This window comes from Thermodesulfovibrio sp. TK110 (genome assembly GCF_054658355.1).
Genome location: NZ_BAAHNB010000001.1, coordinates 978217 through 999091, shown reverse-complemented (window position 1 = coordinate 999091; position 20875 = coordinate 978217). Strand labels below are relative to the sequence as shown.

Below are 20875 nucleotides of genomic sequence, written 5' to 3'. Positions count from 1 at the left end.
CCATGATTTTCCTTTTTATCCTTTGTTCTGTCTTTCTATTTTCTCATCCTATCTTAGCAACGGAGACTCAGCTTGAAGAGATTGTTGTAACAGCAACAAGAGTTGAAGAACCAAAAAAGGATCTTCCTTATTCTGTTCAGGTTATAACTCAGGAAGATATTAAAAATTCTGTTGCAAAGAATGCTGGAGACTTAATTGCAGAAGCATCAATCGGTCATGTTCACAAATACCCAGGATTATTAACGAGCATTATCGGATTAAGAGGATTCAGGACAGACATTTTTGATGATCTTAAAAGCAGAGTTCTTGTTCTTATAAATGGAAATCGTGCAGGAACAGTAAATCTTGCAACAATACCTGTTGATGATATAGAAAGAGTTGAGATAGTTAAAGGACCTGCATCAGTTCTTTATGGTTCATCAGCAATGGGTGGTGTAATCAACATAATTACAAAGCAGGGTAAAGAAGAAGGTATACATGGTTTGGCTGGTGTAGAAACAGGTTCATGGCAGTTCTGGAAAACAAGAGCTGAATTAAATGGCAAAAAAGGAGATTTTGATTTCTATGTTTCAGCCAGCCGTTCTGCAATTGATGATTATTCTGCAAAAAATTATGGGAAAATAGAAAACACAGGTTACAATGATGAATCTGTGTCAATCCGTTCAGGGTATAGCTTTTTTGATAAACAACACATATCTTTTGGATTTCAGCACTGGAAAGGATGGAATATTGGCTTACCTGGAGCAAGATACTCACCAGACCCTGATGATCACAAGGACATTGAAAGAAACAGATTTGATTTAGGGTATAAAACAGAAACCTTTAAAGCTGAATATTATTTTACAAAAGAAAGAACTGAATATTACGAAGGCTCTGTAGCAGGGAAATGGGAGGTTACTTTAAAAAACACAACTACCCAGGGAGCAACTATTCAGAAGATATTTTCAATAGATGACCACAGAATTATTATTGGAGGACAGTGGGACAGAATAGAGATTAAAAGCTCAAGAAACACAGGTGCTCCTTATAATCCTAATTCAGAGTATGACAGCTACGGTTTATTTAGTGAGGGAAGATTAAGTCTTTTTGATAAAAAACTTTTATTAAATGCAGGAATCCGTTATGACTATTTTGAAAATGAGATACTGCCAACTGAAGGCATTAACAGTTTAAAACCAAGAAAAGAAAATCTTGATCATATAACCATTAGAGGAGGCATCTTATATAAAATTACGGATAATTTTTCAATAAAAGCTAATGCTGGAACTGCTTTCAGAGCACCTGCACCTGATGAGCTTGCAGCTGATTATATTGCTTCATGGGGAACTCATTACATAGGAAATCCAGATTTAAAACCGGAAAAAAGCAAGTCCTATGATACGGGATTATCTTACACAAAGGATTTCTTCAATGCAGAGCTTACATTTTTTCATTCAGAATTCAAGGATAAAATCATAAGCTACTATGACAGCATTCTTAAAGCTCAAACCTTTAAAAATGTTGAAGGAGCAACAATTCAGGGTATAGAGGGAAGTATCTCATATGATATTGGCATAGTTAGTGGACTAAGTTTTTCACTAAAGCCTTTTGTAAACTTTACATATAATACGAGATACTCAACTAAAGATGAAGTAGAGATACAAAAATATGGAAAAACCCTTCAATACACACCAAAATGCACTGCTTCATTTGGAATAATGGCAGCAAGGGATAAATGGGATTTAAGATTGGTAGCGAACTATACAGGAGATGAGAAGGTTGTTGACTGGAATCCTTCATCTAAAAACTATGGAAAAGTTGTTGATAAAAGTGATTTTACCGTGGTAAATCTTAAAGGTTCATACAGACCTGTAAAAAATCTTGAGCTTACACTGTCTGTGGAAAACCTCTTTGACAGAGCCTATGAGTATGTTCAGTATTATCCAATGCCGAGAAGAACAATTACTGGAGGAGTTAAATGGCTATTTTAAAAGCTTTTGTTTCATGGAGCGGAGGTAAAGATAGTTCACTGTCCTGCTATAGAGCAATGAAAAATGGTATTCAAATCGTCTATCTCATTAATATGCTTTCAGAAAATGGAATTTATTCCCGCTCTCATGGAATAAGCTCTGAATTGATCAAAGCTCAGGCAGAAGCAATTGGAATTCCAGTTATTCAAAGAAAAACAACATGGGAAAGCTATGAGGAGGAGTTTAAAAAAACGCTAATGCAGTTAAAAAAAGAAGGTATTGAGGCAGGAGTGTTTGGAGATATTGACCTTCAGGAGCACAGAGACTGGGTTGAAAGAGTATGCAAAGAGACTGGAATAAAAGCAATTCTGCCTTTATGGAATGAAGAAAGGGAGAGGCTTTTAAGAGAGTTTATAAGCCATGGTTTCAAAGCTATCATATGCTCAATAAACTCTTCTTTTCTTGGAAGTGAATGGCTTGGGAAAGAAATAAATCTTGATTTTATTAAAGATTTAAAAGCCTTAGAAAATATTGACCTATGCGGTGAAAAAGGTGAGTATCACACATTTGTTTATGATGGACCTATCTTTAAAAAACCTGTAAGATTTTCTTCAGGAAAGTGGATTCAAAGAGATAAAAATCTGTTTCTTGAGATATGGAAATCTTAAATCTTAAAATTGAACCTTTAAAAAGAGAGTTTATTGATATTGCATGGAAAAGGCTTAACAGTCTTACAAAGCCAAGGGGAAGTCTTGGAAGGCTTGAGGAGATTGCAGCAAGGCTTGTTGCTATTTATGAAGACTCCATGCCTGAGATAAAGAAAAAGGCTGTGCTTGTCTTTGCATCTGATCACGGAGTTACAGAGGAAGGTGTTTCTGCCTATCCAAAGGAGGTTACTGCCCAGATGGTTTTTAATTTTTTAAGAGGTGGAGCAGGGATCAATGTTTTGGCAAAACATGCAGGAGCAGATGTAGTGGTTGTTGATGTGGGTGTGGATTACGATTTTGGAGAAATTGAAGGATTAATATCAAAAAAGGTTGTAAGAGGAACAGGAAATATTGCAAAAGGAATGGCACTTACTCGCAGTGATGCAATAAAATGCATAGAAATCGGTATTGAAGTTGTAAAAGAATATCACCAAAAAGGTTACAATCTCTTTGCTGTAGGAGAGATGGGAATTGGTAATACAACTCCTTCTTCTGCAGTTATAAGCGTTCTTACAAATTCTCCTGTTAAAGAAGTTACTGGAAGAGGAACAGGCATAGATGAGGAAACCTTTAAAAGAAAAGTGGAAGTAATTAAAAGAGCTATTGAGATAAACAAGCCAGATGCTTCGGATCCTGTTGATGTTTTATCAAAAGTTGGAGGACCTGAAATAGGAGCAATAGCAGGGGTTGTTCTTTGCTGTGCTCATTTAAGGCTTCCTGTTATAATTGACGGATTTATCTCCACTGCAGGAGCTTTGATTGCTTACTGTATAAATCCATATGTAAAAGATTATATTTTTGCTTCCCACAACTCTGTTGAAAGGGGACATAAAAAAGCACTTGAGTTTATGGGACTTAAGCCTTTACTTGATTTAAATCTAAGGCTTGGTGAGGGAACTGGTGCAGCAGTTGCTATGACAATTATTGAAGCAGGATTAAAGATTTACAGAGAGATGGCAACTTTTGATGAGGCAGGCGTAAGTAAAAGTGATAAATAGATTTCTGATAGCTCTTTCATTTTTAACTGTTTTACCTTTAAAAGCAAATAAAATTAATGAAAAAGAGATTGTAGGCTCTGTTATTTTTTTCCCTTTTGTAGGAGTTTTAGAGGGAGCATTTTTTGTTTTTCTGATTATGGGATTAAATTCTATACTCTCATCTTCAGTTATCTCAATTATTTTACTGGTATTTCTGTTTTCATTGAGAGGAATATTTCACATTGATGGACTTTCAGACACCTTTGATGCTCTCTTTTACAAGGAAACAGGGCAGAGGGAAAGGGATATCCAGAGAAGACTTGAAATAATGAAGGACAGCAGAGTTGGTGTTGGAGGAGTTGTGGCTTCAGTGTTTGATATTCTCTGTAGATTTGTTTTTTTCAAGGAACTCATTGATATAGATCAATTCATGATATATATTTTTATCTTTACATTTTCAAGATGGTCCATAATTCCATTAATGTATTATGGAAAACCTGCAAGAAATAAAGGACTTGGAGCATTGTTTGTTGGGAGAATCAGTAAAAGGCAGTTTATTCTATCTACAGCTTTACCTTTGTTTTTGCTGACTTATTTTACATTAAAAAGTTTTATTTTTCTACCTTTGATTACAATTTTCCTCTGCATTATTGTTATGATTTTAAAAAACTCCTTTGAAACTAAATTCAGTGGAATCACAGGAGATCATCTTGGAGCTACTGTTGAAATAACAGAAAATGTTTTTATTTTTTGTTTTTTACTGTGTGTAAGATGGCTAAGTTATTGATGATACAGGGGACATCTTCAAATTGCGGAAAAAGCCTGATTGTTACAGCTTTATGTAGAATTGCAAAACAAAAGGGTATTAAGGTTGCGCCCTTTAAAGCCCAGAATATGAGTTTACAGAGTTTTGTTACAGAAGAAGGAGGAGAGATAGGACTTGCACAGGCAATTCAGGCAGAGGCTGCTGGCGTTATTCCATCTTTTCATATGAATCCTGTTTTACTTAAACCAGCCGGTGGACAGGGTATCCAAGCAGTTGTTCACGGAAAGCTTTATAAAACATTAAAATCACATGATTTTTACTCTGAAAAGAAAAAGCTTTGGGAAGCTGTAAAGGAATCACTGGATTATTTATGCAGGGAGTATGAACTTTTAGTGATTGAAGGTGCTGGAAGCCCTGCTGAGATAAATCTTCTTGAAAATGATATTGTTAATATGGCTGTGGCTGATTATCTTAAAGCACCTGTTATAATTGTTGGAGATATTGACAGGGGTGGAGTTTTTGCCTCAGTTTATGGAACTGTAAAGCTTCTTGAAGAATACGAAAGCCTGATCAAAGGTTTTATAATTAACAAATTCAGAGGCTACATGGATATTCTTTCCCCAGGGATAAAAAAGTTTGAAGAGATAATAAAAAAGCCCTGTCTTGGTGTGCTTCCATATATAAATGAAACTGGAATCTCAGAGGAAGATGGAGTTTCAACGAGGCTACAAAACTCTTTCTCTTTTAAATCAGATGCGGCAGTAAAGTTAGTTATTTTAAGGCTTAGATACATATCAAATTTCAGTGATTTTGAGCCATTAAGATTTGAGCCAGATGTAGAGATAGTTTATTCATTGAGAAAAGAAGATCTTCTTAATGCTGATATTATAATCATTCCAGGCTCAAAAAAAACATTTGATGATCTAAAGCTTCTTAAAGAGCTAAAAATTGATAAAACCCTTAGAAGGCTTTCAAGAGATGTGGAAATAATTGGAATATGCGGTGGATTTCAGATGTTGGGTGAAAAATTGATAGACCCTCATATGGTTGAAAGCTCTATGAGAGAGTTTGATGGTCTGGGTATGCTTCCTGTTAAAACAGTATTTTATCCTGAAAAAATAACCACTCAGGTAGAAGGCTATTTATGTTCTCAACCTTCAGTAAAGATTACAGGTTATGAAATTCATAAAGGAGTAAGTTACGGAGATATGAATCTTTTTAAAATAAAAAGAAGAGTAACAAATGAGACCCTGTTTGATGGTGTTTCATCTGAGAATATCTGGGGAACATATATTCATGGATTATTTGAAAGTGACGGCTTAAGAAGATGGCTTATAAACAGACAAAGAATTAAAAAGGGATTAAACCCCATTGATTACACCTTTTCATGGAGAAAGCTTAAAGAATCCTTTTTAGATAGCCTTGCAGAGACCGTTGAAGAACATCTTGATATGGATAAATTATGGAAAATAGCTGGGTTATGAAGATGTTTCACGTGGATAGCTGGATAATAGCTTTAGCCTTCTTAATTGATTTTTTAATGGGAGATCCGAAAAAATACCATCCTGTTATAGCAATTGGCAAGCTCATTGAAAAAATTGAAAAATTTTTAAGAAGTATAAAGCTATCAGGCAGATTTGGAGGCTTTTTGCTCTTTTTATCAGCAACAACCACTGTTTTTTTATTTTCAACTATTTTTGTGTATTTCTTGAATAATTTAAGCAGTTTATCATGGATTACATGGCTTTTTTCATGTATTTTTCTTGCCATATTAAGCAGTCTCTTCATTGCGTTAAGAGGTCTTGTTAGTGAGGCAAAGAAGGTAAACAGATTTTTAGATGAAGGAAATTTGGTTCAGGCAAGGGATTCATTGAAAGCTCTTGTTGGAAGGGATACGGAAAATCTCTCTTCTGAAAAAATAAGAATAGCAGTTATTGAAAGTCTTTCAGAAAATCTCTCTGATGGAGTTATTGCGCCATTGTTTTATTTTTTTATTGCTGGCTTTCCATTTTTAGTCTTCTATAAGACTGTAAACACCCTTGATTCAATGGTTGGATATAAAAATGAAAAATATATAGATTTTGGATGGTTTTCAGCAAAGATGGATGATATTTTTAACTATGTTCCTGCGAGAATAACAGGAGCGCTTATAGTTTTAAGCTCCTTTATTTTGCTCGGTTTTTCTGCCGGGAAAAATTCATTAAAGATTATGCTCAGGGATGGAGGAAAACATAGCAGTCCAAACAGTGGAGTACCTGAAGCAGCAATAGCAGGTGCTTTAGGAGTAAGACTCGGAGGTCCTAATTACTATGAAGGCATTCTTGTTGAAAAACCCTTTATAGGAGACAGTTTGAAAACTGTTAGTTCAGAGCTTGTTAATTTAAGCGTTAAAATTGTTATTATGAGCAGCTTTATATTTATTTCAGCATCAATTATTCTAAGGATCATTTTATGACACACGGAGGCGATATTTACACTGTTTCAGAGCTTACAGGAAAATCTCCTTATGAAATCGTAGACATGAGCTCATCTGTTAATCCTCTTGCTTTACCTGAAAGAATAAAGGAAAAGATTATTGAAAAAATTCCACTTCTTCATAAATACCCTGACACTGAAGCAAGGGGTTTTATAAAAACTATTTCTGAGCTTTATGATGTTCCACCTCAAAATATTATATGCGGAAATGGTTCAACAGAGCTGATTTATCTTACAGCTCAAGCATTAAACCCTGAATCTGTCATGATCTTAGAACCCTCATTCACAGAGTATGAAAGAGCCTGCCAATTGAATGAAATAATTATTGAGAGAGTTTTTGCCTTGAATAAGGAAAAAATTCTAAAAATGCTCTGGAAAGCAATGAAAAAAAGAAAATATGGAATGGTTTTTATTTGCAATCCCAATAATCCAACTGGATGGTTAATTGATAAAGCAGAAATTCTAAAGATTGCCTTTCTTTATAAAGATACCATTTTTTTAGTTGATGAAGCTTTTATAGATTTTGTTCCTCAAGAAAGTTTGCTTAGAGAAGTGTTGTCAAACATTATTGTTTTACGCTCCCTTACAAAGTTTTATGGACTTGCTGGATTGAGATTTGGTTATGCTGTAGCTTCCTCTCAGATTATTGAAAAAATAAAAAGATATAGGCATCCATGGAACATAAACAGCTTTGCTCAATGGATAGCAGAAGAAATAGTCAGGGATGAAGAATTTAAAAAAGAAACTCATGAATTTTTTAAAATAGAGAAGGAGTTTTTTGAATACTCACTAAATGAACTTAAACTTAAATACTTTCCATCGGTAGCAAATTTTTATCTCATTGAAGTTCCGAAAAAAGGCATTTTTCATTACATGCTTGAAAGAGGGATCCTTATCAGGGATTGTTCAAGCTTTTATGGACTTAATGAAAATTTTATAAGAGTTTCTGTAAAAAGCAGAGCTGAGAATGAGAAATTTTTTAAAGAACTGAGGGAGTTTTTAAGGAGTTAATATGATTACCTTTATTGTCGGCGGAATAAAAAGCGGAAAAACAAGATTTGCCCTTAAAGAGGGAGAAAATACAGAAAGTAAGAATTTTTACTATATTGCAACAGCAAGGGCTATTGACAAAGAGATGAAAGAACGCATTGAAAGACATAAAAAAGAAAGAGGTAGTCATTGGATTACCATAGAGGAGCCTGTAAATTTAGTAGATGCAATTCTGAAAATTCCTGAAAATTCTTCTGTGATAATTGATTGTCTTACCACATGGCTTACAAATCTTATTGTTGAGGGATATAATTATCAGGATTTCATTAGCTCATTCATTGATTTATTGAAAAAAATTAATAAAAACATTCAGATATTTATCGTGTCAAATGAGATTGGGTTTGGAATAATTCCTGAAAATGAGCTTGGAAGAAAATTCATTGATATTGCAGGAACTTTAAATCAGAAGATAATGGATATTTGCGATAAAGCCTTTTTAATGATTGCTGGAAGAGCTCTAAGAGTAAAATGAGAGCTCTTGCATTTTTTATAGTATTTTTAATCTTTCCAGTATTCGTTTTTGCTCAACCTCAAAGAATTATTTCCCTTGCACCATCAGTTACAGAGGCGATTTATTATCTTGGTGCAATTGACAGGCTTGTTGCTGTGTCAAACTACTGTAGATGGCCTGAAGAAGTGATAAACAAACCAAAAACTGGAGGTATGATGAATCCATCCTATGAGAAAATACTGGCTTTAAAACCAGACCTTGTAATAATTTCAAAAGATGTTACTCCTAAAGAAGTCTACAAAAGATTGATAGATCTTGGGATAAAAGTTTATGTTTATTCTCCAGAGAGTCTGAAAGAAATGCCTGATGAATTAATAAAACTTGGAATTGCAATTGGCAAGGAAAGACAAGCAAGAATTGTTGCACGTGAATTTAGAGAAAATATAAAAAAAATAAAGAAACCTTTCAATGGACAGAGAGCATTATTTGTAATTTGGGCTGAGCCCATCATAGTTGCTGGGAAATCATCTCATATAAATGAAGTTATGAATCTGCTTGGTCTAAAAAATATTGCAGAGTCTTCATCAATCAACATAGAGAAAATAATAAAATTAAATCCAGAAATAGTTTTTTTCGGTGCAGGGCATAAGACAGTTTATGATAGACTTATTTCAAAGCTGAAAGATACAGATGCAGTTAAAAAAGGAAACATTTACTTTGTGAGCGATAAAATATACCATCTAAGCCCAAGAATAATTGAAGGAATAAGAGAGATGGCAGGTTTAAAAATCAGGAAGTAAGCTTTAATCCTAACTTAATCATCTTTTCCCTTATTTTAAATATCTTATCTCTTATCTCCGCAGCTCTTTCAAATTCAAGATTTTCTGCTGCGTGCTTCATTTCTGCTTCAAGCCTTTTCAAGGTATCTTCACTCATTTCATATTCTTCCACCTCTTCTTTAACAACCTCGGGAGTAAAGTAATCTCTTTCATAGATTGATGAAAGTATATCCTTGATTTTAGTTTTAACTGTTTCTGGCACAATTCCCATTTTTTTGTTATATTCAAGCTGAATTTTTCTTCGCCTCTCAGTCTCTTCAATTGCCTTTTTCATTGATTCAGTAATTGTGTCTGCATAAAGAATTACAGTGCCATTTACATTTCTTGAAGCTCTACCTGCTGTCTGGATCAAGGATCTTGCAGAACGAAGAAATCCCTCTTTGTCTGCATCAAATATGGCAACCAATGATACTTCAGGAAGATCAAGTCCCTCTCTGAGAAGATTCACTCCAATTAAAACATCAAATTTGCCAAGTCTCAAATCCCTCAGAATTTCAACTCTTTCAAGGGTATCAATGTCTGAATGAAGATACTTTGCTTTTATGCCAAGAGTTGTGTAGTAGTCAGTCAAATCCTCAGCCATCTTTTTTGTGAGAGTGGTAACAAGAATTCTTTCGCCTCTTTCAACTCTTTTTTGAATCTCATCAAGTAAATCCTCAACCTGATTTGCAGCTGGACGCACCTCAATCTTTGGGTCAATAAGTCCTGTTGGTCTTATGATTTGTTCAACAATTCTGCCACCAGATTTTTCAATCTCATAATCACCTGGCGTTGCTGAAACATAGATTACATAATTCATTCTGTGTTCAAACTCTTTAAAGGTAAGAGGACGATTATCAAGGGCACTGGGAAGTCTAAATCCGTAATCAACGAGAGTTTGTTTACGAGAGCGATCACCCTCATACATTCCTCCAATTTGAGGAACTGTAACATGACTTTCATCAATCACTGTTAAAAAATCTCCCTTTGAAGGACCTGCGTAAATGTAATCTATTAATGTAAATGGTGGCTCGCCAGGAAGCCTTCCACTCAGATGTCTTGAGTAGTTTTCAATTCCATGACAATGCCCAAACTGGCTTAACATCTCAAGGTCAAAGCGGGTTCTTCTTTCAATTCTTTCAGCAAAAAGATTCTCACCTCTTTCTTTGAAATATTTAATTCTCTCCTGCATTTCTTCCTCTATGGTTTCAACTGCTTTTTTCAGTCTTGGCTCTGGTGTTACCCAGTGGCTGTTTGGAGGAATAAATATTCTTTGCATCCTTTTAAGCCTTCTTCCTGTAAGTGGGTCTATCTCATATATGGCATCTATTTCATTGTCAAAAAACTCAACTCTGTAAGCTTTATCAAGACAGTGGGAGGCATAAATATCCACCACATCACCTCTTACACGAAAAGTTCCTCTTCTAAACTCATCCTCTGCTCTTGTATAAAGAATTTCAACGAGTTTTCTTAAAACTGCATCTCTTTCAGTAATCATTCCTTCTTCAATGTTTATATGCATTGCCATATAGTCATCAGGAGAGCCAATTCCGTATATGCAGGATACAGAAGCTACCACTATAACATCTCTGCGAGTAAGAACAGATAGGGTTGCAGAGTGTCTCATTCTATCAATGTCATCATTTATCAGAGCATCCTTTTCAATATATGTGTCTGTTTCTGGAATGTATGCTTCTGGTTGATAGTAGTCATAGTAGCTCACGTAGTATTCTACAGCATTGTATGGGAAAAGTTCCTTTAGCTCTCCATAAAGCTGTGCTGCAAGAGTTTTATTGTGGGCAATAACAAGGGTTGGTTTGTTTACCCTGGCAATAACATTGGCAATTGTAAAGGTTTTTCCTGAACCTGTAACGCCAAGCAAAACCTGATGCCTGTATCCCTTTTTTATACCCTCAACAAGCTGTTTTACTGCTTTTGGCTGATCTCCCCTTAGTTTAAAGGAACTCTGAAGGATGAATTTTTCCATAAATGGATTTTAACTTTTAAGTATTTTCGCTGCTTTTTTTGCAAAATAGGTAAGAATAAGGTCTGCACCAGCTCTTTTTATGGCAGTAAGAACTTCCATCATTACAGCTTCTTCATTCAACCAGCCAAGCTGAGCTGCAGCTTTAATCATTGAGTATTCTCCACTTACATTGTATGCAGCCACAGGAACAGAAAAGTTATTTTTTACATCTGAGATAATATCAAGATATGCAACTGCTGGCTTAACCATTACAATATCAGCACCTTCTTCAATGTCAAGAGCAACTTCTCTGAGAGCTTCTCTCCGATTTGCTGGATCCATCTGATATGAGCGTCTGTCACCAAAGGCTGGAGCACTCTGTGCAGCCTCTCTGAAAGGTCCATAAAAAGCAGAGGCATATTTTGCTGCATAAGACAAAATAACAACATCACTAAATCCTTCATCATCAAGCACTTTTCGTATTATCCCCACTCTTCCATCCATCATATCTGAAGGAGCAACAATATCTGCACCTGCTCGTGCATGAGAGAGTGCTTCAAGTGCTAAAACTTCAAGAGTTGAGTCATTGTCTATTTTTCCATTTTTTATAATTCCACAGTGTCCATGTGAGGTGTATTCACAAAGGCATACATCAGTAATGACAATTAACTCTGGCAGAGCATCTTTTATTGCCTTTACAGCAATCTGAACAATACCATTTTCATCATAGGCTGATGATGCTTTCTCATCTTTATGTTCTGGAATTCCAAAGAGAATTATTGCAGGTATTCCTAAGGAGAATACTTCTTTAGCTGTTTTTACTGCTTCATCAACACTTTCCTGAAAACAATCAGGCATTGAGGAAATAGGATTTTTAACTCCTTTCCCTGGAACAACAAACATAGGATAAATAAAATTCTGAGGGGTGAGGATTGTTTCCCTCACCATCTTCCTCAGAACCTCAGTTTTTCTCAGTCTTCTTGGGCGATGAACTGGAAACATCGCTTATACGCCGCAACTACCTCCACAACCTGGTCCACAGGAAGGCATAGGTCCTTTAAGAATAAATCCTTCCTGCTCTTCATCCTCATAGTAGTCAAGCTCAAGTTCACTGAGTAGATCAAAGGTCTGTTTATCCATAAAGACCCTTAATCCATCTTTTTCCACTACTTCATCACCTTCCTGAGGATTTTCATCAATATCAAGACCGAATGAGGGGCTGCAGTATCCTTCTGCTGAGAATATTCTCAAACCCCAACCTTCTTTGCCCTCCTGTTTGAGGATTGCTTTTGCCTTTTCGGCTGCCTTCTCACTGATACTAAACACAGCTACCTCCTAAAATTTTTTCTAACTTCAGAATAGCAGTTTTTTTTAATATTTTGCAAGAAAAAAATTAATCAGCTAAAATATAATCATGCAACCACTTGAAAATAAAAAAATAGTGAGAGTTAAACAGGATGAAGCTTTAGAGATTGATGATGCTGTAGCTGTGGAGAAAAAAATAAAAGTTTATGTAAACGATGAGGAAATTGTTTCTCTATCTGCTTCTCCTGTTCAGATTAAAGAACTTGTAATAGGCTTTCTTATGACAGAGGATATTTTAAAAGGGGACTGGTGTCCTGAGAAAATAATTATTGAAGAAGATGGGAAAGAGTTTATTGCAAGGGTTGAACTTGAAGGACATGTCTCACTTAATGGTAAAACAATTACCTCAGGATGTATGAGCTCTGTAAGTTTTTTAAGTGATGTAAAAGGAAGCATTGATGATAATTTAAAAATCAGGCAGAATACTTTATTTCGTCTTTTTAAAGAGTTTCAGGAAAGATCAAATCTTTATAGAACAACAGGATGCATTCATGCTGCAGCACTGGCGGATGACAGAGAGATTTTATTTATTGCAGAAGATGTAGGTAGACATAATGCAGTGGACAAAGTAATTGGATGGGCATTACTCAATAGAGTGAACTTTAAAGGTAAAATTATGCTCGTAAGTGGACGGATTTCCTCAGAGATGGCACTGAAAACTGCAAAATGGAAAATTCCTATAATTGTAAGCAGAACAGCACCAACTTCTCTGGCAGTGGAAATGGCTCAAAAAGCCAATTTAACAGTAATAGGCTTTTTAAGAGGAAATAGATTTAACATTTACAGCCATCCAGAAAGAATAGCTCTTTAAATCCCACTGCTTGGGCAGATATCATTTAATGGACATATCTTATGCTGTGGGGCTTTAGCTTTGCAGATTTCTCTTCCAAGCATTATGAGTAAGTGAGAGAGTTTGCCCCAGTATTCGCGAGGTGTTATCTCCATTAAATCCTGTTCAATTTTTTCAGGATCTGTATTTTTGGTAAGTCCTAAAAGCTTTGAAATTCTTTTTACGTGAGTGTCAACAGCAACTCCTTCATTTATTCCAAAGGCATTCCACAGCACAATGTTTGCTGTTTTCCTGCCCACTCCTGGAAGTTTAATAAGTTCATTCATTGTTTTTGGCAGTTCTCCGTTAAATTTTTCAACTAATTCCTTTGCGAGATTTTTTATATATTTTGCTTTATTTTTATAAAAATTAATGCTTTTTATATCATTTTCAAGCTCTTCAAGGGAAATATTTACATAGTCATGAGCTGTCCTGTATTTTTTAAAAAGATTTTCAGTAACTCTGTTTACATTTACATCTGTGGTCTGAGCTGAAAGTATTGTTGCCACAAGTAATTCAAGGGCATTATTAAAGTTGAGTGCTGTTTTTACATTTGGATATTTTTTATCAAGCCTTTTAATTATTTCTAAAACTTTTTCCTTATTATTCATTTTATCCTCCAATCCTTAAAACTTTTGCACCTCTTATTTTTCTTTGCTTTATATCTTTAATTGCCTTGTTTGCTTCAGAAAAGGGATATATTTCTATTTCTGGCTTTATTGGAATTTCTGAAGCTATGCGAAGAAACTCCTGAATGTCCTTTCTCGTGATATTAGCCACAGTTTTAATCTCTTTTTCAAGCCATAAATCTCTTGCATAGTCAATTTTCAAAAATTCATTCATATCAGTTTTCTCTTTTCTTATTGCGTTTATTACAAGCCTGCCTCCTGGTTTAAGATATTTAAGCACACTTAAAGGAGGCTTCCATACAGGAGTTGTATCTATTGCAGAGTTAAGTCCTTCAGGAGGATTTTCATCAAAGTTTCCAGCCCAGTATGCGCCAAGTTTGATAGCCAGTTGCCTTTCTGAAGATGTTCTTGAAAATACGAAAGTTTTTGTATCAGGATATAAAAATTTTATCATTTTCAAAACAAGATGTCCTGATGCTCCAAAACCAACAAGACCAATATTTTGCATGTTTTCAGGATTTGCAAGCTTTAAAGCCCTATAACCAATTGCACCTGCACAGAAAAGTGGAGCAACTTCTTCAAAAGTAAGATTTTCAGGAATATGAAAAGCGAAATCTTCATGAATTTTAAAATACTCTGCGTAACCACCATGAGTATTCTTTCCAGTTGACTTAAAATTTTCGCATAAATTTTCCAAGCCTTTTAAACAATACTCGCACTTACCGCATGCTGAATAAATCCATCCTGCACCAGCTCTGTCACCAATTTTGAATTTTTTCACTTTTCTGCCAATTTCTATAACTTCACCTGCAATCTGATGCCCTGGAATTATCGGGAAAAATGAGGGAGTTGCTCTTCCTTCTATCTCGTCAATTTCAGTATGGCAGACTCCGCAGGTATGAACTTTTATAAGTATTTCATTTGGTTCAGGTATAGGATTCTCCATTTCAATGAGAGTTAAGGGATTACTATCTTTGATTTCAGCTGTTTCAGCTATGACCCATGCTTTCATAGGAAATATTATATTACATTTTGTTGGAAATTTTGACCACTGTGGGTAAAAAATGCCTATTTTTTGACAGGTAGTGTTATTTTAAATTGTGCTTTTAAAATAAAATTTACGCTGGCATGGATTTTGTTTTTTATTTTTTTATAAAAAATTAAGGAGGGATTGAATGAATCCAAAAGTACTGGTAATGAGCATAACAAAGGACATAAATAAATTTCTTGGTTTAAACATTGCTGCTTTTATGATAATTTTATCTCTTATTTTTATCTTTGGAACATATGACAAAAAAGAGTTTATATTGCTGACTTCTTTAGCAGGAATAACATCATTAGCAGTAAATTTATTAGTTGCTAAAATTGTAAGAAGAAAAATGGAAAAAATAATACATACTTCTTTTGAAAAATTTGAAAATCAGCTTTATTTTGATGAATTAACCTCAGTTTATAATAGAACAGCAGGTATGAATAGACTGATGGAGGAAATGGCAAGGGCAAAAAGGCAGTCACAGCATCTATCCATAGCAATGCTTGACATAGATAACTTTAAATCCATAAATGATACTTATGGACATCTTGCAGGAGATAAAGTTTTAAATCACATTGCCATGCAGATTAAAAGTTTTTTAAGAACATCTGATGTTGTTTCAAGATATGGAGGTGAGGAGTTCTTAATCATACTGCCGGAAACTGATGAGATAAAAGCATTTATGGCACTGGAAAGGGTAAGAGAAAACATAGCTAAAAAAGCAGTTAAAATCGGGAATGAAAAAATTTTCATAACTGTAAGTATTGGTATAGGAGAAATTGAAACAAATGATACTTTAATGGAAGCAATACACAGAGCTGATATGGCACTTCTTCAGGCAAAAAGAACAGGCAAAAACAGAGTTGAACTGGCTTCAAACTATGTAAATGAAGGATTTAAGCTGTCATAAATATCTCAACTTTGTTTCTCCAGAATTCTTCCAGCAGGACTCTTATTTCTGGATATGAATTTAGAGTCCTATCTTCCTTTAAGATTATCTCTGCTTCTTTTCTTGCTATCTCAAGGAGACTTTGGTCTCGTAATAGGTCAGCAACTTTTAAATCAGGCATTCCTGACTGTTTAACTCCAAAGAGTTCTCCTGGTCCTCTTATTTTCATATCCTCTTCCGCTATTTTAAATCCATCAGAGTAGTTTACAATTGCTTTTAGCCTTAATTTTGCCTCTTCTGTTAATCTGTAAGGTAGAAGTATACATTTTGAAGGTCTCATTCCTCTTCCAACTCTTCCTCTTAGTTGATGTAATTGAGCAAGCCCAAATCTTTCTGCATGTGTTATTATCATTAAAGTAGCATTTGGAACATCAACGCCCACTTCAATAACTGTTGTAGCAACCAGAATATGAATCCTTTCAGCCCGAAATTCTTTCATTATTTCTTCTCTCTGTTTTGATGGCATTTTTCCATGAATAAGTCCCACTCTGTATTGAGGAAAAAGCTTTTGTAAACCTTCATATCCCTGAGTTGCTGATTTCAAATCCATTGCCTCAGACTCTTCTATTAAAGGATAAACAACATAAACCTGTCCACCAGATTTAAGCTCTTCTTCAATCATTTTATAAACTACCTTTTTATTCTGTGGTTCAATAACCTTTGTTAAAACAGGTTTTCTTCCCTTAGGAAGTTCATCAAGCACAGAGTAGTCAAGATCTCCATAAACAGTAAGTGCCATTGTTCTTGGAATAGGAGTTGCTGTCATTACAAGAGTATCTGGATTAATTCCTTTCTTTTTAAGCATTGCTCTCTGAATTACTCCAAATCTATGTTGCTCATCTATGACGACAAATCCAAGATTTTTAAAGTGAATATCTTCTTGAATTAAAGCATGAGTGCCAATAATAAGGTTCGCATCTCCTGAAGCAATCAGATTTGCATGTTTGTTATAAGTGGATGTGAAAATTAAGAGATTAACAGGTAATCCTTTTAGCATAGAATAAATATTTATATAATGTTGCTCTGCAAGTATCTCTGTTGGTGCCATCAAAGCTGCCTGATATCCGCACTCAATGGCAGCAAGCATTGCTGCTACAGCAACAACTGTTTTACCTGAACCTACATCTCCCTGAAGAAGCCTGTTCATTGGAACTGGTTTTTCCATATCCTGCAAAATCTCTTTTATAACTTTTTGCTGAGCAGTGGTAAGCTGGAAAGGAAGATTTTCAAGAAAATTTCTTAAAAGTTTTCCTTCAGGCTTGAAAGATATACCCTTTTCAGTGAGTCTGTTCTGTTTCATCATAAGAACTCCAAGTTGAAGTAAAAATAATTCATCAAAGATAATTCTTTTATGAAACGGAGAACTTTTTTCGTTTAAACTTTTTAAATCAGAATCTTTTGGTGGAAAATGCACATATTTTATGGCTTTGCTTAGATAGGGTAAGTTCAATTTTTTTAATATTTTTTCAGGTAAATGCTCTTGTATAAAAGGAATGGAAAATTCTACTGCAGACTGCATTATTGATTGCATTTGTCTCTGAGATATACCTTCAGTGAGTCTGTATACAGGAAGAACTTCTTGATCTTGAGAGTTTAAGTTTTCTCCGATTTCATATTCTGGATTGACAATCTCTATGTATGAGCCTGTCCAATCAATCTGAGCTTTGCCAAAAATTTTTATTTTTTGTTTTTCCTTTAAGATTTTTTTTAAATAAAGCTGATTGAACCATTTTGCTTTAAGATAGCCTGTTGCATCAGAAATAATTGCCTCAACTATTGATAGATTTGTTTTTGTTTTTATTTCATTAATCTGAACTATATGTCCCTCTACAGTAACAATTTCTCCTGGTTTTATATCAAAAATGCTTTTTTTGTTTCTTCTGTCTTCATACTGAAAAGGAAGGTAGTATAAGGCATCCTTAACTGTTTGTATGCCCAATTTCTTAAGAAGACTGGCTTTTTTAGGACCTACACCCTTTAGATACTGAATGGGAAGGTTTAATCCATTCATTTATTTTAAACATTTTCTTTAAGTTTCATCTGAGCATATTCTGACTCACTCAATACATCAATGCTCCAGCCTGTAAGTCTTGAAGCAAGTCTTACATTCTGTCCTTTTTTGCCAATTGCCAGAGAAAGTTGATCATTTTCAACAACCACAACTGCTGTTTTTTCCTTTTCATTTATACCTACCTTGAGCACAGTTGCTGGAGTGAGAGCTTTTGCAATAAAAAAGCTCATGTCATCACTGTAAGAAATTATATCAATTCTTTCACCCTTTAACTCCCTTACAACAGCCTGAACTCTAGTTCCTTTCATGCCCACACAGGCTCCAACAGGATCTACTGAAGGGTCTTTGGATGCAACAGCTATTTTTGTTCTTTCTCCAGGGTCTCTTGCAATACTTTTTATCTGAACTATTCCATCCTGAATTTCTGGCACTTCAAGAGTAAATAGTCCAACTACAAAATTTGGATGAGTTCTTGAAAGCTTTATTACAGGCTCTTTTGATGTTTGTTTCACTTCAAATATATATGCTTTTACAATATCTCCTCTTTTTAGATTGTCCTGTGGTAGCAGTTCTCTTTCTGGTAGAATAGCTTCTGCTTTTCCTACGAGAAGATAGAAATTCCCCTTTTCTTTTCTTAACACAGTGCCGCTCACTATGTTACCAACTTTGTCTTTAAATTCTTCAAAAATCTGCGATCTTTCAATCTCTCTTATTTTTTGAAAAAGCACATGCTTTGCAGTTTGAACAGCAATCCTTCCAAAATCCTGAATTGGGAGTGGAACTTCCACTGTATCTCCAATTCCTTTATCAACATATTTTTGCTTTACCTCCTGGATAGAGATTTCACCTGCAGGATCTTTTACTTCTTCTACCACTTTTTTAATTTCAAAGATATTAATATCAAAAGTCTGAGGGTCAATTTTTATTTTGATTGAAGATTTATTGCCATATTTTTTCCTTATAGCTGAAATAAGAGCTGCTTCAAGAAGCTCTATCACAGCGTCTTTGGTAATCCCTTTTTCTCTCATTATCTGTTCTACCAAAAATTTTAACTCTTTTCCCATAGCCCTATCCTATATAAATCTGCGCTTTTAAGATTTTATTAAAAGGTATAAATAGAAGCTCTGATTCTGATTTTTTTGTTCCTTTTCTTTTTGTTTCCCTAATTTCTATTCTCACCCAATCATCTCCAGCATCAATAACTTTTCCTATAAAAAAGGTGCGATCAGCTATTTTTTCTTTTGTGGTGATTTTTACATTTCTTCCAATATTTCTTAAGAAATCCCTTTTGTCTTTAAGCGGTCTGTCAATACCAGGAGAAGAAACTTCAAGAGTGTATGAAGTTTTTATAGGATCTTCAACATCAAGGATTGCCTCTATAGCTCTTGAAAAATGTTCACAATCTTTAATAGTTACTCCTTCTTCTTTGTCAATAAAAATTCTTAAAATTAATCCTTTCCCTCCGGGATGTATCTCTACATTGAGAATTTCAACTCCTTCCTGTTCACTAACTTCTTTTGCATATTCTGTTATTTTTTCTTTTAATTCTTTAATATTCATTAGCTTCCTCAAATCTATCAAAATAAAAGAGTGGGTAAACCCACTCTTTCAAAAAGTTTAACATTTTTCAAGAATTTCAAGCAACACCAGGAAACAATCCCGGTGTTGCTTTTTTGTATCCTGCAAGATTATTTTTTCTCAGCAGGCTTTCCAGGAGCTTTTTCAGGAGCCTTTGGAGCTTCAGGAGCCTTTGGAGCTTCAGGAGCCTTTGGAGCCTCAGGAGCTTTTGGTGCTTCAGGAGCTTTTTCAGGAGCTGGTGCAGGTGCTGGAGCTGGTGCAGGTGCTGGAGCCTCAGGTTTTTTAGGCTCTTCAGCCTTTTTGCATCCTAATGCAAAGCTAAAGGATACCATGAGAATTAATGAAATTACTAATGCCAATATTTTCTTCATCTTCTTCAGTCACCTCCTTTCACATAGGATTTTGAGCTAAAAACTGAAATCCCTTTGACTTTATTTTTTTACCATTGGTTAAATCTTTTTGTCAACCCCTTTATAAAATTTATTATTTCACCATCACCCTGTGTCCTGTAAGGTTAATAATCAACACTACTAAGGCAATGATTACAAGAGCTAAAATAAGAGCAGCTCCTGCATCTCCAGCGATTTTTATTTCATCAATTTTTAAAGCAAGCTTGTGTAATGTATGTTCATCAAGGTTTGAGAGTTTATCAATGATTTCCTTCTCAGAATAACCAAAATCTTTAAGTCTCTGTGAAACTATTTTCATTTCAAGAAATTTCTGAAGTTTTTCCATATCCTGACTCTTTGTGTTAAGAGTCATCTCCGAAGGAATAACTCCAGCACTCAATGACTGAACTGTTCCAATAATGAGTATTGCTACAATGAGATAGATGGAAAGAAACTTCTTAAACATAAAGCACCTCCTATTTTGTTTTTTGATTATTAATTTTTTCAAGTGTATCAAGATAAATTTTAACTTTATCAGAATTGTGCTTTTCAATTTCTATAGCTTTTTTAACTAATTCCTGAGCCTCGTCAAGTCTTTCGCCTTTTATAAAATAAAGCCAAGCCAGATTATTATAGGCATCAGCAAGTTTGCCATCTTTTTTAATTGCTTTTTTATAGTATTCTTCAGCTTCATCATATTTTCCCTGATTTAAGTATAAATTTCCGAGAAATAAAAAACCTCTTGCATCGGATTTTGAGGCATCTTGATAATGCTTTATTGCTTCATCAATAACCCCCTTTTTTTCATAGCTAAGCCCTAGTTGAAGATGTTCCTCTGGAGTTAAAGGATCATGTAAAACAGCAATTTGGGGGATACTACATCCTGCGATTAACAGACAGATTGCTATTAACAATCTTAACAGCATTGTGTAA

22 protein-coding genes are annotated in these 20875 nt (G+C 34.8%); 11 read left to right on the top strand and 11 right to left on the bottom strand.

Going from position 1 to position 20875, the window contains the following annotated elements; genetic code table 11:
* Nucleotides 1-2 precede the first annotated feature (2 nt).
* Genes ACYQ3X_RS05170 through ACYQ3X_RS05130 form a run of 9 tightly spaced genes read left to right on the top strand, consistent with a single transcriptional unit; the run spans nt 3 to nt 9175 of the window.
* The gene (locus tag ACYQ3X_RS05170) at nt 3-1970 is read left to right on the top strand and encodes a TonB-dependent receptor plug domain-containing protein (protein WP_460180756.1); all 1968 of its coding nucleotides are present in this window, start codon (nt 3-5) and stop codon (nt 1968-1970) included.
* Complete coding sequence (locus ACYQ3X_RS05165; RefSeq protein WP_460180755.1) at nt 1958-2617, top strand: Dph6-related ATP pyrophosphatase; 660 nt, start codon at nt 1958-1960, stop codon at nt 2615-2617. The genes ACYQ3X_RS05170 and ACYQ3X_RS05165 overlap by 13 nt, the downstream gene beginning before the upstream one ends.
* Complete coding sequence (gene cobT, locus ACYQ3X_RS05160; protein ID WP_460180754.1) at nt 2605-3654, top strand: nicotinate-nucleotide--dimethylbenzimidazole phosphoribosyltransferase; 1050 nt, start codon at nt 2605-2607, stop codon at nt 3652-3654. The genes ACYQ3X_RS05165 and cobT overlap by 13 nt, the downstream gene beginning before the upstream one ends.
* Nucleotides 3644-4420: an adenosylcobinamide-GDP ribazoletransferase gene (gene cobS, locus ACYQ3X_RS05155; RefSeq protein ID WP_460180753.1), complete on the top strand. Its 777-nt coding sequence runs from the start codon at nt 3644-3646 to the stop codon at nt 4418-4420. The genes cobT and cobS overlap by 11 nt, the downstream gene beginning before the upstream one ends.
* Nucleotides 4405-5883 (top strand): cobyric acid synthase, encoded by a 1479-nt coding sequence (locus ACYQ3X_RS05150; protein WP_460180752.1) that lies wholly within the window; start codon nt 4405-4407, stop codon nt 5881-5883. The genes cobS and ACYQ3X_RS05150 overlap by 16 nt, the downstream gene beginning before the upstream one ends.
* Nucleotides 5862-6854, top strand: coding sequence for an adenosylcobinamide-phosphate synthase CbiB (cbiB, locus tag ACYQ3X_RS05145; protein WP_460180751.1), 993 nt, complete (start codon nt 5862-5864; stop codon nt 6852-6854). Before ACYQ3X_RS05150 ends, cbiB begins: the two co-directional genes overlap by 22 nt.
* A complete protein-coding gene (cobD, locus tag ACYQ3X_RS05140; RefSeq protein ID WP_460180750.1) occupies nt 6851-7885 on the top strand; it encodes a threonine-phosphate decarboxylase CobD in 1035 nt (344 codons plus the stop codon). The genes cbiB and cobD overlap by 4 nt, the downstream gene beginning before the upstream one ends.
* 1 nt (nt 7886) lies before the next feature.
* A complete protein-coding gene (gene cobU, locus ACYQ3X_RS05135) occupies nt 7887-8396 on the top strand; it encodes a bifunctional adenosylcobinamide kinase/adenosylcobinamide-phosphate guanylyltransferase (RefSeq protein WP_460180749.1) in 510 nt (169 codons plus the stop codon).
* Nucleotides 8393-9175, top strand: coding sequence for an ABC transporter substrate-binding protein (locus ACYQ3X_RS05130; RefSeq protein WP_460180748.1), 783 nt, complete (start codon nt 8393-8395; stop codon nt 9173-9175). Before cobU ends, ACYQ3X_RS05130 begins: the two co-directional genes overlap by 4 nt.
* Here ACYQ3X_RS05130 and uvrB read toward each other — a convergent pair.
* From uvrB to ACYQ3X_RS05115, 3 genes are read right to left on the bottom strand one after another with little or no spacing between them, the layout of a single operon-like run.
* Complete coding sequence (uvrB, locus tag ACYQ3X_RS05125; RefSeq protein WP_460180747.1) at nt 9165-11180, bottom strand: excinuclease ABC subunit UvrB; 2016 nt, start codon at nt 11178-11180, stop codon at nt 9165-9167. The two genes, ACYQ3X_RS05130 and uvrB, sit on opposite strands and share 11 nt — an antisense overlap.
* A gap of 9 nt (nt 11181-11189) precedes the next feature.
* Nucleotides 11190-12161 (bottom strand): porphobilinogen synthase, encoded by a 972-nt coding sequence (gene hemB / locus ACYQ3X_RS05120; protein WP_460180746.1) that lies wholly within the window; start codon nt 12159-12161, stop codon nt 11190-11192.
* A gap of 3 nt (nt 12162-12164) precedes the next feature.
* The gene (locus ACYQ3X_RS05115) at nt 12165-12485 is read right to left on the bottom strand and encodes a HesB/IscA family protein (RefSeq protein ID WP_460180745.1); all 321 of its coding nucleotides are present in this window, start codon (nt 12483-12485) and stop codon (nt 12165-12167) included.
* An 88-nt stretch (nt 12486-12573) separates the two neighbouring features.
* Here ACYQ3X_RS05115 and fdhD point away from each other — a divergent pair, with 88 nt between their 5' ends.
* Entirely contained in the window at nt 12574-13335 is a 762-nt protein-coding gene (gene fdhD, locus ACYQ3X_RS05110) for a formate dehydrogenase accessory sulfurtransferase FdhD (RefSeq protein ID WP_460180744.1), read from the top strand.
* Here fdhD and nth read toward each other — a convergent pair.
* Nucleotides 13332-13964 carry an endonuclease III gene (gene nth, locus ACYQ3X_RS05105; protein WP_460180743.1) on the bottom strand — a complete coding sequence of 211 codons (633 nt, stop codon included), beginning with the start codon at nt 13962-13964 and terminating at the stop codon, nt 13332-13334. The genes fdhD and nth overlap by 4 nt on opposite strands.
* 1 nt (nt 13965) lies before the next feature.
* A complete protein-coding gene (locus tag ACYQ3X_RS05100; RefSeq protein ID WP_460180742.1) occupies nt 13966-14994 on the bottom strand; it encodes a zinc-dependent alcohol dehydrogenase family protein in 1029 nt (342 codons plus the stop codon).
* A 163-nt stretch (nt 14995-15157) separates the two neighbouring features.
* Here ACYQ3X_RS05100 and ACYQ3X_RS05095 point away from each other — a divergent pair, with 163 nt between their 5' ends.
* Complete coding sequence (locus ACYQ3X_RS05095; RefSeq protein ID WP_460180741.1) at nt 15158-15925, top strand: GGDEF domain-containing protein; 768 nt, start codon at nt 15158-15160, stop codon at nt 15923-15925.
* Here ACYQ3X_RS05095 and recG read toward each other — a convergent pair.
* The 6 genes from recG to ACYQ3X_RS05065 form a co-directional block, all read right to left on the bottom strand.
* Nucleotides 15912-17975 carry an ATP-dependent DNA helicase RecG gene (recG, locus tag ACYQ3X_RS05090; protein WP_460180740.1) on the bottom strand — a complete coding sequence of 688 codons (2064 nt, stop codon included), beginning with the start codon at nt 17973-17975 and terminating at the stop codon, nt 15912-15914. The genes ACYQ3X_RS05095 and recG overlap by 14 nt on opposite strands.
* Before the next feature lie 5 nt (nt 17976-17980).
* Nucleotides 17981-19039: a transcription termination factor NusA gene (nusA, locus tag ACYQ3X_RS05085; RefSeq protein WP_460180739.1), complete on the bottom strand. Its 1059-nt coding sequence runs from the start codon at nt 19037-19039 to the stop codon at nt 17981-17983.
* A 4-nt stretch (nt 19040-19043) separates the two neighbouring features.
* Nucleotides 19044-19535 carry a ribosome maturation factor RimP gene (locus tag ACYQ3X_RS05080; protein ID WP_460180738.1) on the bottom strand — a complete coding sequence of 164 codons (492 nt, stop codon included), beginning with the start codon at nt 19533-19535 and terminating at the stop codon, nt 19044-19046.
* A 128-nt stretch (nt 19536-19663) separates the two neighbouring features.
* Entirely contained in the window at nt 19664-19924 is a 261-nt protein-coding gene (locus ACYQ3X_RS05075; RefSeq protein ID WP_460180737.1) for a hypothetical protein, read from the bottom strand.
* A 112-nt stretch (nt 19925-20036) separates the two neighbouring features.
* Nucleotides 20037-20408 carry a PA2779 family protein gene (locus tag ACYQ3X_RS05070; RefSeq protein ID WP_460180736.1) on the bottom strand — a complete coding sequence of 124 codons (372 nt, stop codon included), beginning with the start codon at nt 20406-20408 and terminating at the stop codon, nt 20037-20039.
* Between the two features lie 10 nt (nt 20409-20418).
* Nucleotides 20419-20868, bottom strand: a complete 450-nt coding sequence (locus ACYQ3X_RS05065; protein ID WP_460180735.1) for a tetratricopeptide repeat protein — start codon at nt 20866-20868, stop codon at nt 20419-20421.
* Nucleotides 20869-20875 lie beyond the last annotated feature (7 nt).

Coding starts and splice junctions, on each gene's coding strand:
- ACYQ3X_RS05130 (WP_460180748.1), top strand. CDS start 8,393: ATGAGAGCTCTTGCATTTTTTATAGTATTTTTAATCTTTCCAGTATTC.
- ACYQ3X_RS05170 (WP_460180756.1), top strand. CDS start 3: ATGATTTTCCTTTTTATCCTTTGTTCTGTCTTTCTATTTTCTCATCCT.
- cobU (WP_460180749.1), top strand. CDS start 7,887: ATGATTACCTTTATTGTCGGCGGAATAAAAAGCGGAAAAACAAGATTT.
- ACYQ3X_RS05065 (WP_460180735.1), bottom strand. CDS start 20,868: ATGCTGTTAAGATTGTTAATAGCAATCTGTCTGTTAATCGCAGGATGT.
- ACYQ3X_RS05165 (WP_460180755.1), top strand. CDS start 1,958: ATGGCTATTTTAAAAGCTTTTGTTTCATGGAGCGGAGGTAAAGATAGT.
- cobT (WP_460180754.1), top strand. CDS start 2,605: ATGGAAATCTTAAATCTTAAAATTGAACCTTTAAAAAGAGAGTTTATT.
- ACYQ3X_RS05080 (WP_460180738.1), bottom strand. CDS start 19,535: ATGAATATTAAAGAATTAAAAGAAAAAATAACAGAATATGCAAAAGAA.
- nth (WP_460180743.1), bottom strand. CDS start 13,964: ATGAATAATAAGGAAAAAGTTTTAGAAATAATTAAAAGGCTTGATAAA.
- ACYQ3X_RS05075 (WP_460180737.1), bottom strand. CDS start 19,924: ATGAAGAAAATATTGGCATTAGTAATTTCATTAATTCTCATGGTATCC.
- hemB (WP_460180746.1), bottom strand. CDS start 12,161: ATGTTTCCAGTTCATCGCCCAAGAAGACTGAGAAAAACTGAGGTTCTG.
- cbiB (WP_460180751.1), top strand. CDS start 5,862: ATGGAAAATAGCTGGGTTATGAAGATGTTTCACGTGGATAGCTGGATA.
- uvrB (WP_460180747.1), bottom strand. CDS start 11,180: ATGGAAAAATTCATCCTTCAGAGTTCCTTTAAACTAAGGGGAGATCAG.
- fdhD (WP_460180744.1), top strand. CDS start 12,574: ATGCAACCACTTGAAAATAAAAAAATAGTGAGAGTTAAACAGGATGAA.
- ACYQ3X_RS05150 (WP_460180752.1), top strand. CDS start 4,405: ATGGCTAAGTTATTGATGATACAGGGGACATCTTCAAATTGCGGAAAA.
- nusA (WP_460180739.1), bottom strand. CDS start 19,039: ATGGGAAAAGAGTTAAAATTTTTGGTAGAACAGATAATGAGAGAAAAA.
- cobD (WP_460180750.1), top strand. CDS start 6,851: ATGACACACGGAGGCGATATTTACACTGTTTCAGAGCTTACAGGAAAA.
- ACYQ3X_RS05100 (WP_460180742.1), bottom strand. CDS start 14,994: ATGAAAGCATGGGTCATAGCTGAAACAGCTGAAATCAAAGATAGTAAT.
- ACYQ3X_RS05095 (WP_460180741.1), top strand. CDS start 15,158: ATGAATCCAAAAGTACTGGTAATGAGCATAACAAAGGACATAAATAAA.
- recG (WP_460180740.1), bottom strand. CDS start 17,975: ATGAATGGATTAAACCTTCCCATTCAGTATCTAAAGGGTGTAGGTCCT.
- ACYQ3X_RS05070 (WP_460180736.1), bottom strand. CDS start 20,408: ATGTTTAAGAAGTTTCTTTCCATCTATCTCATTGTAGCAATACTCATT.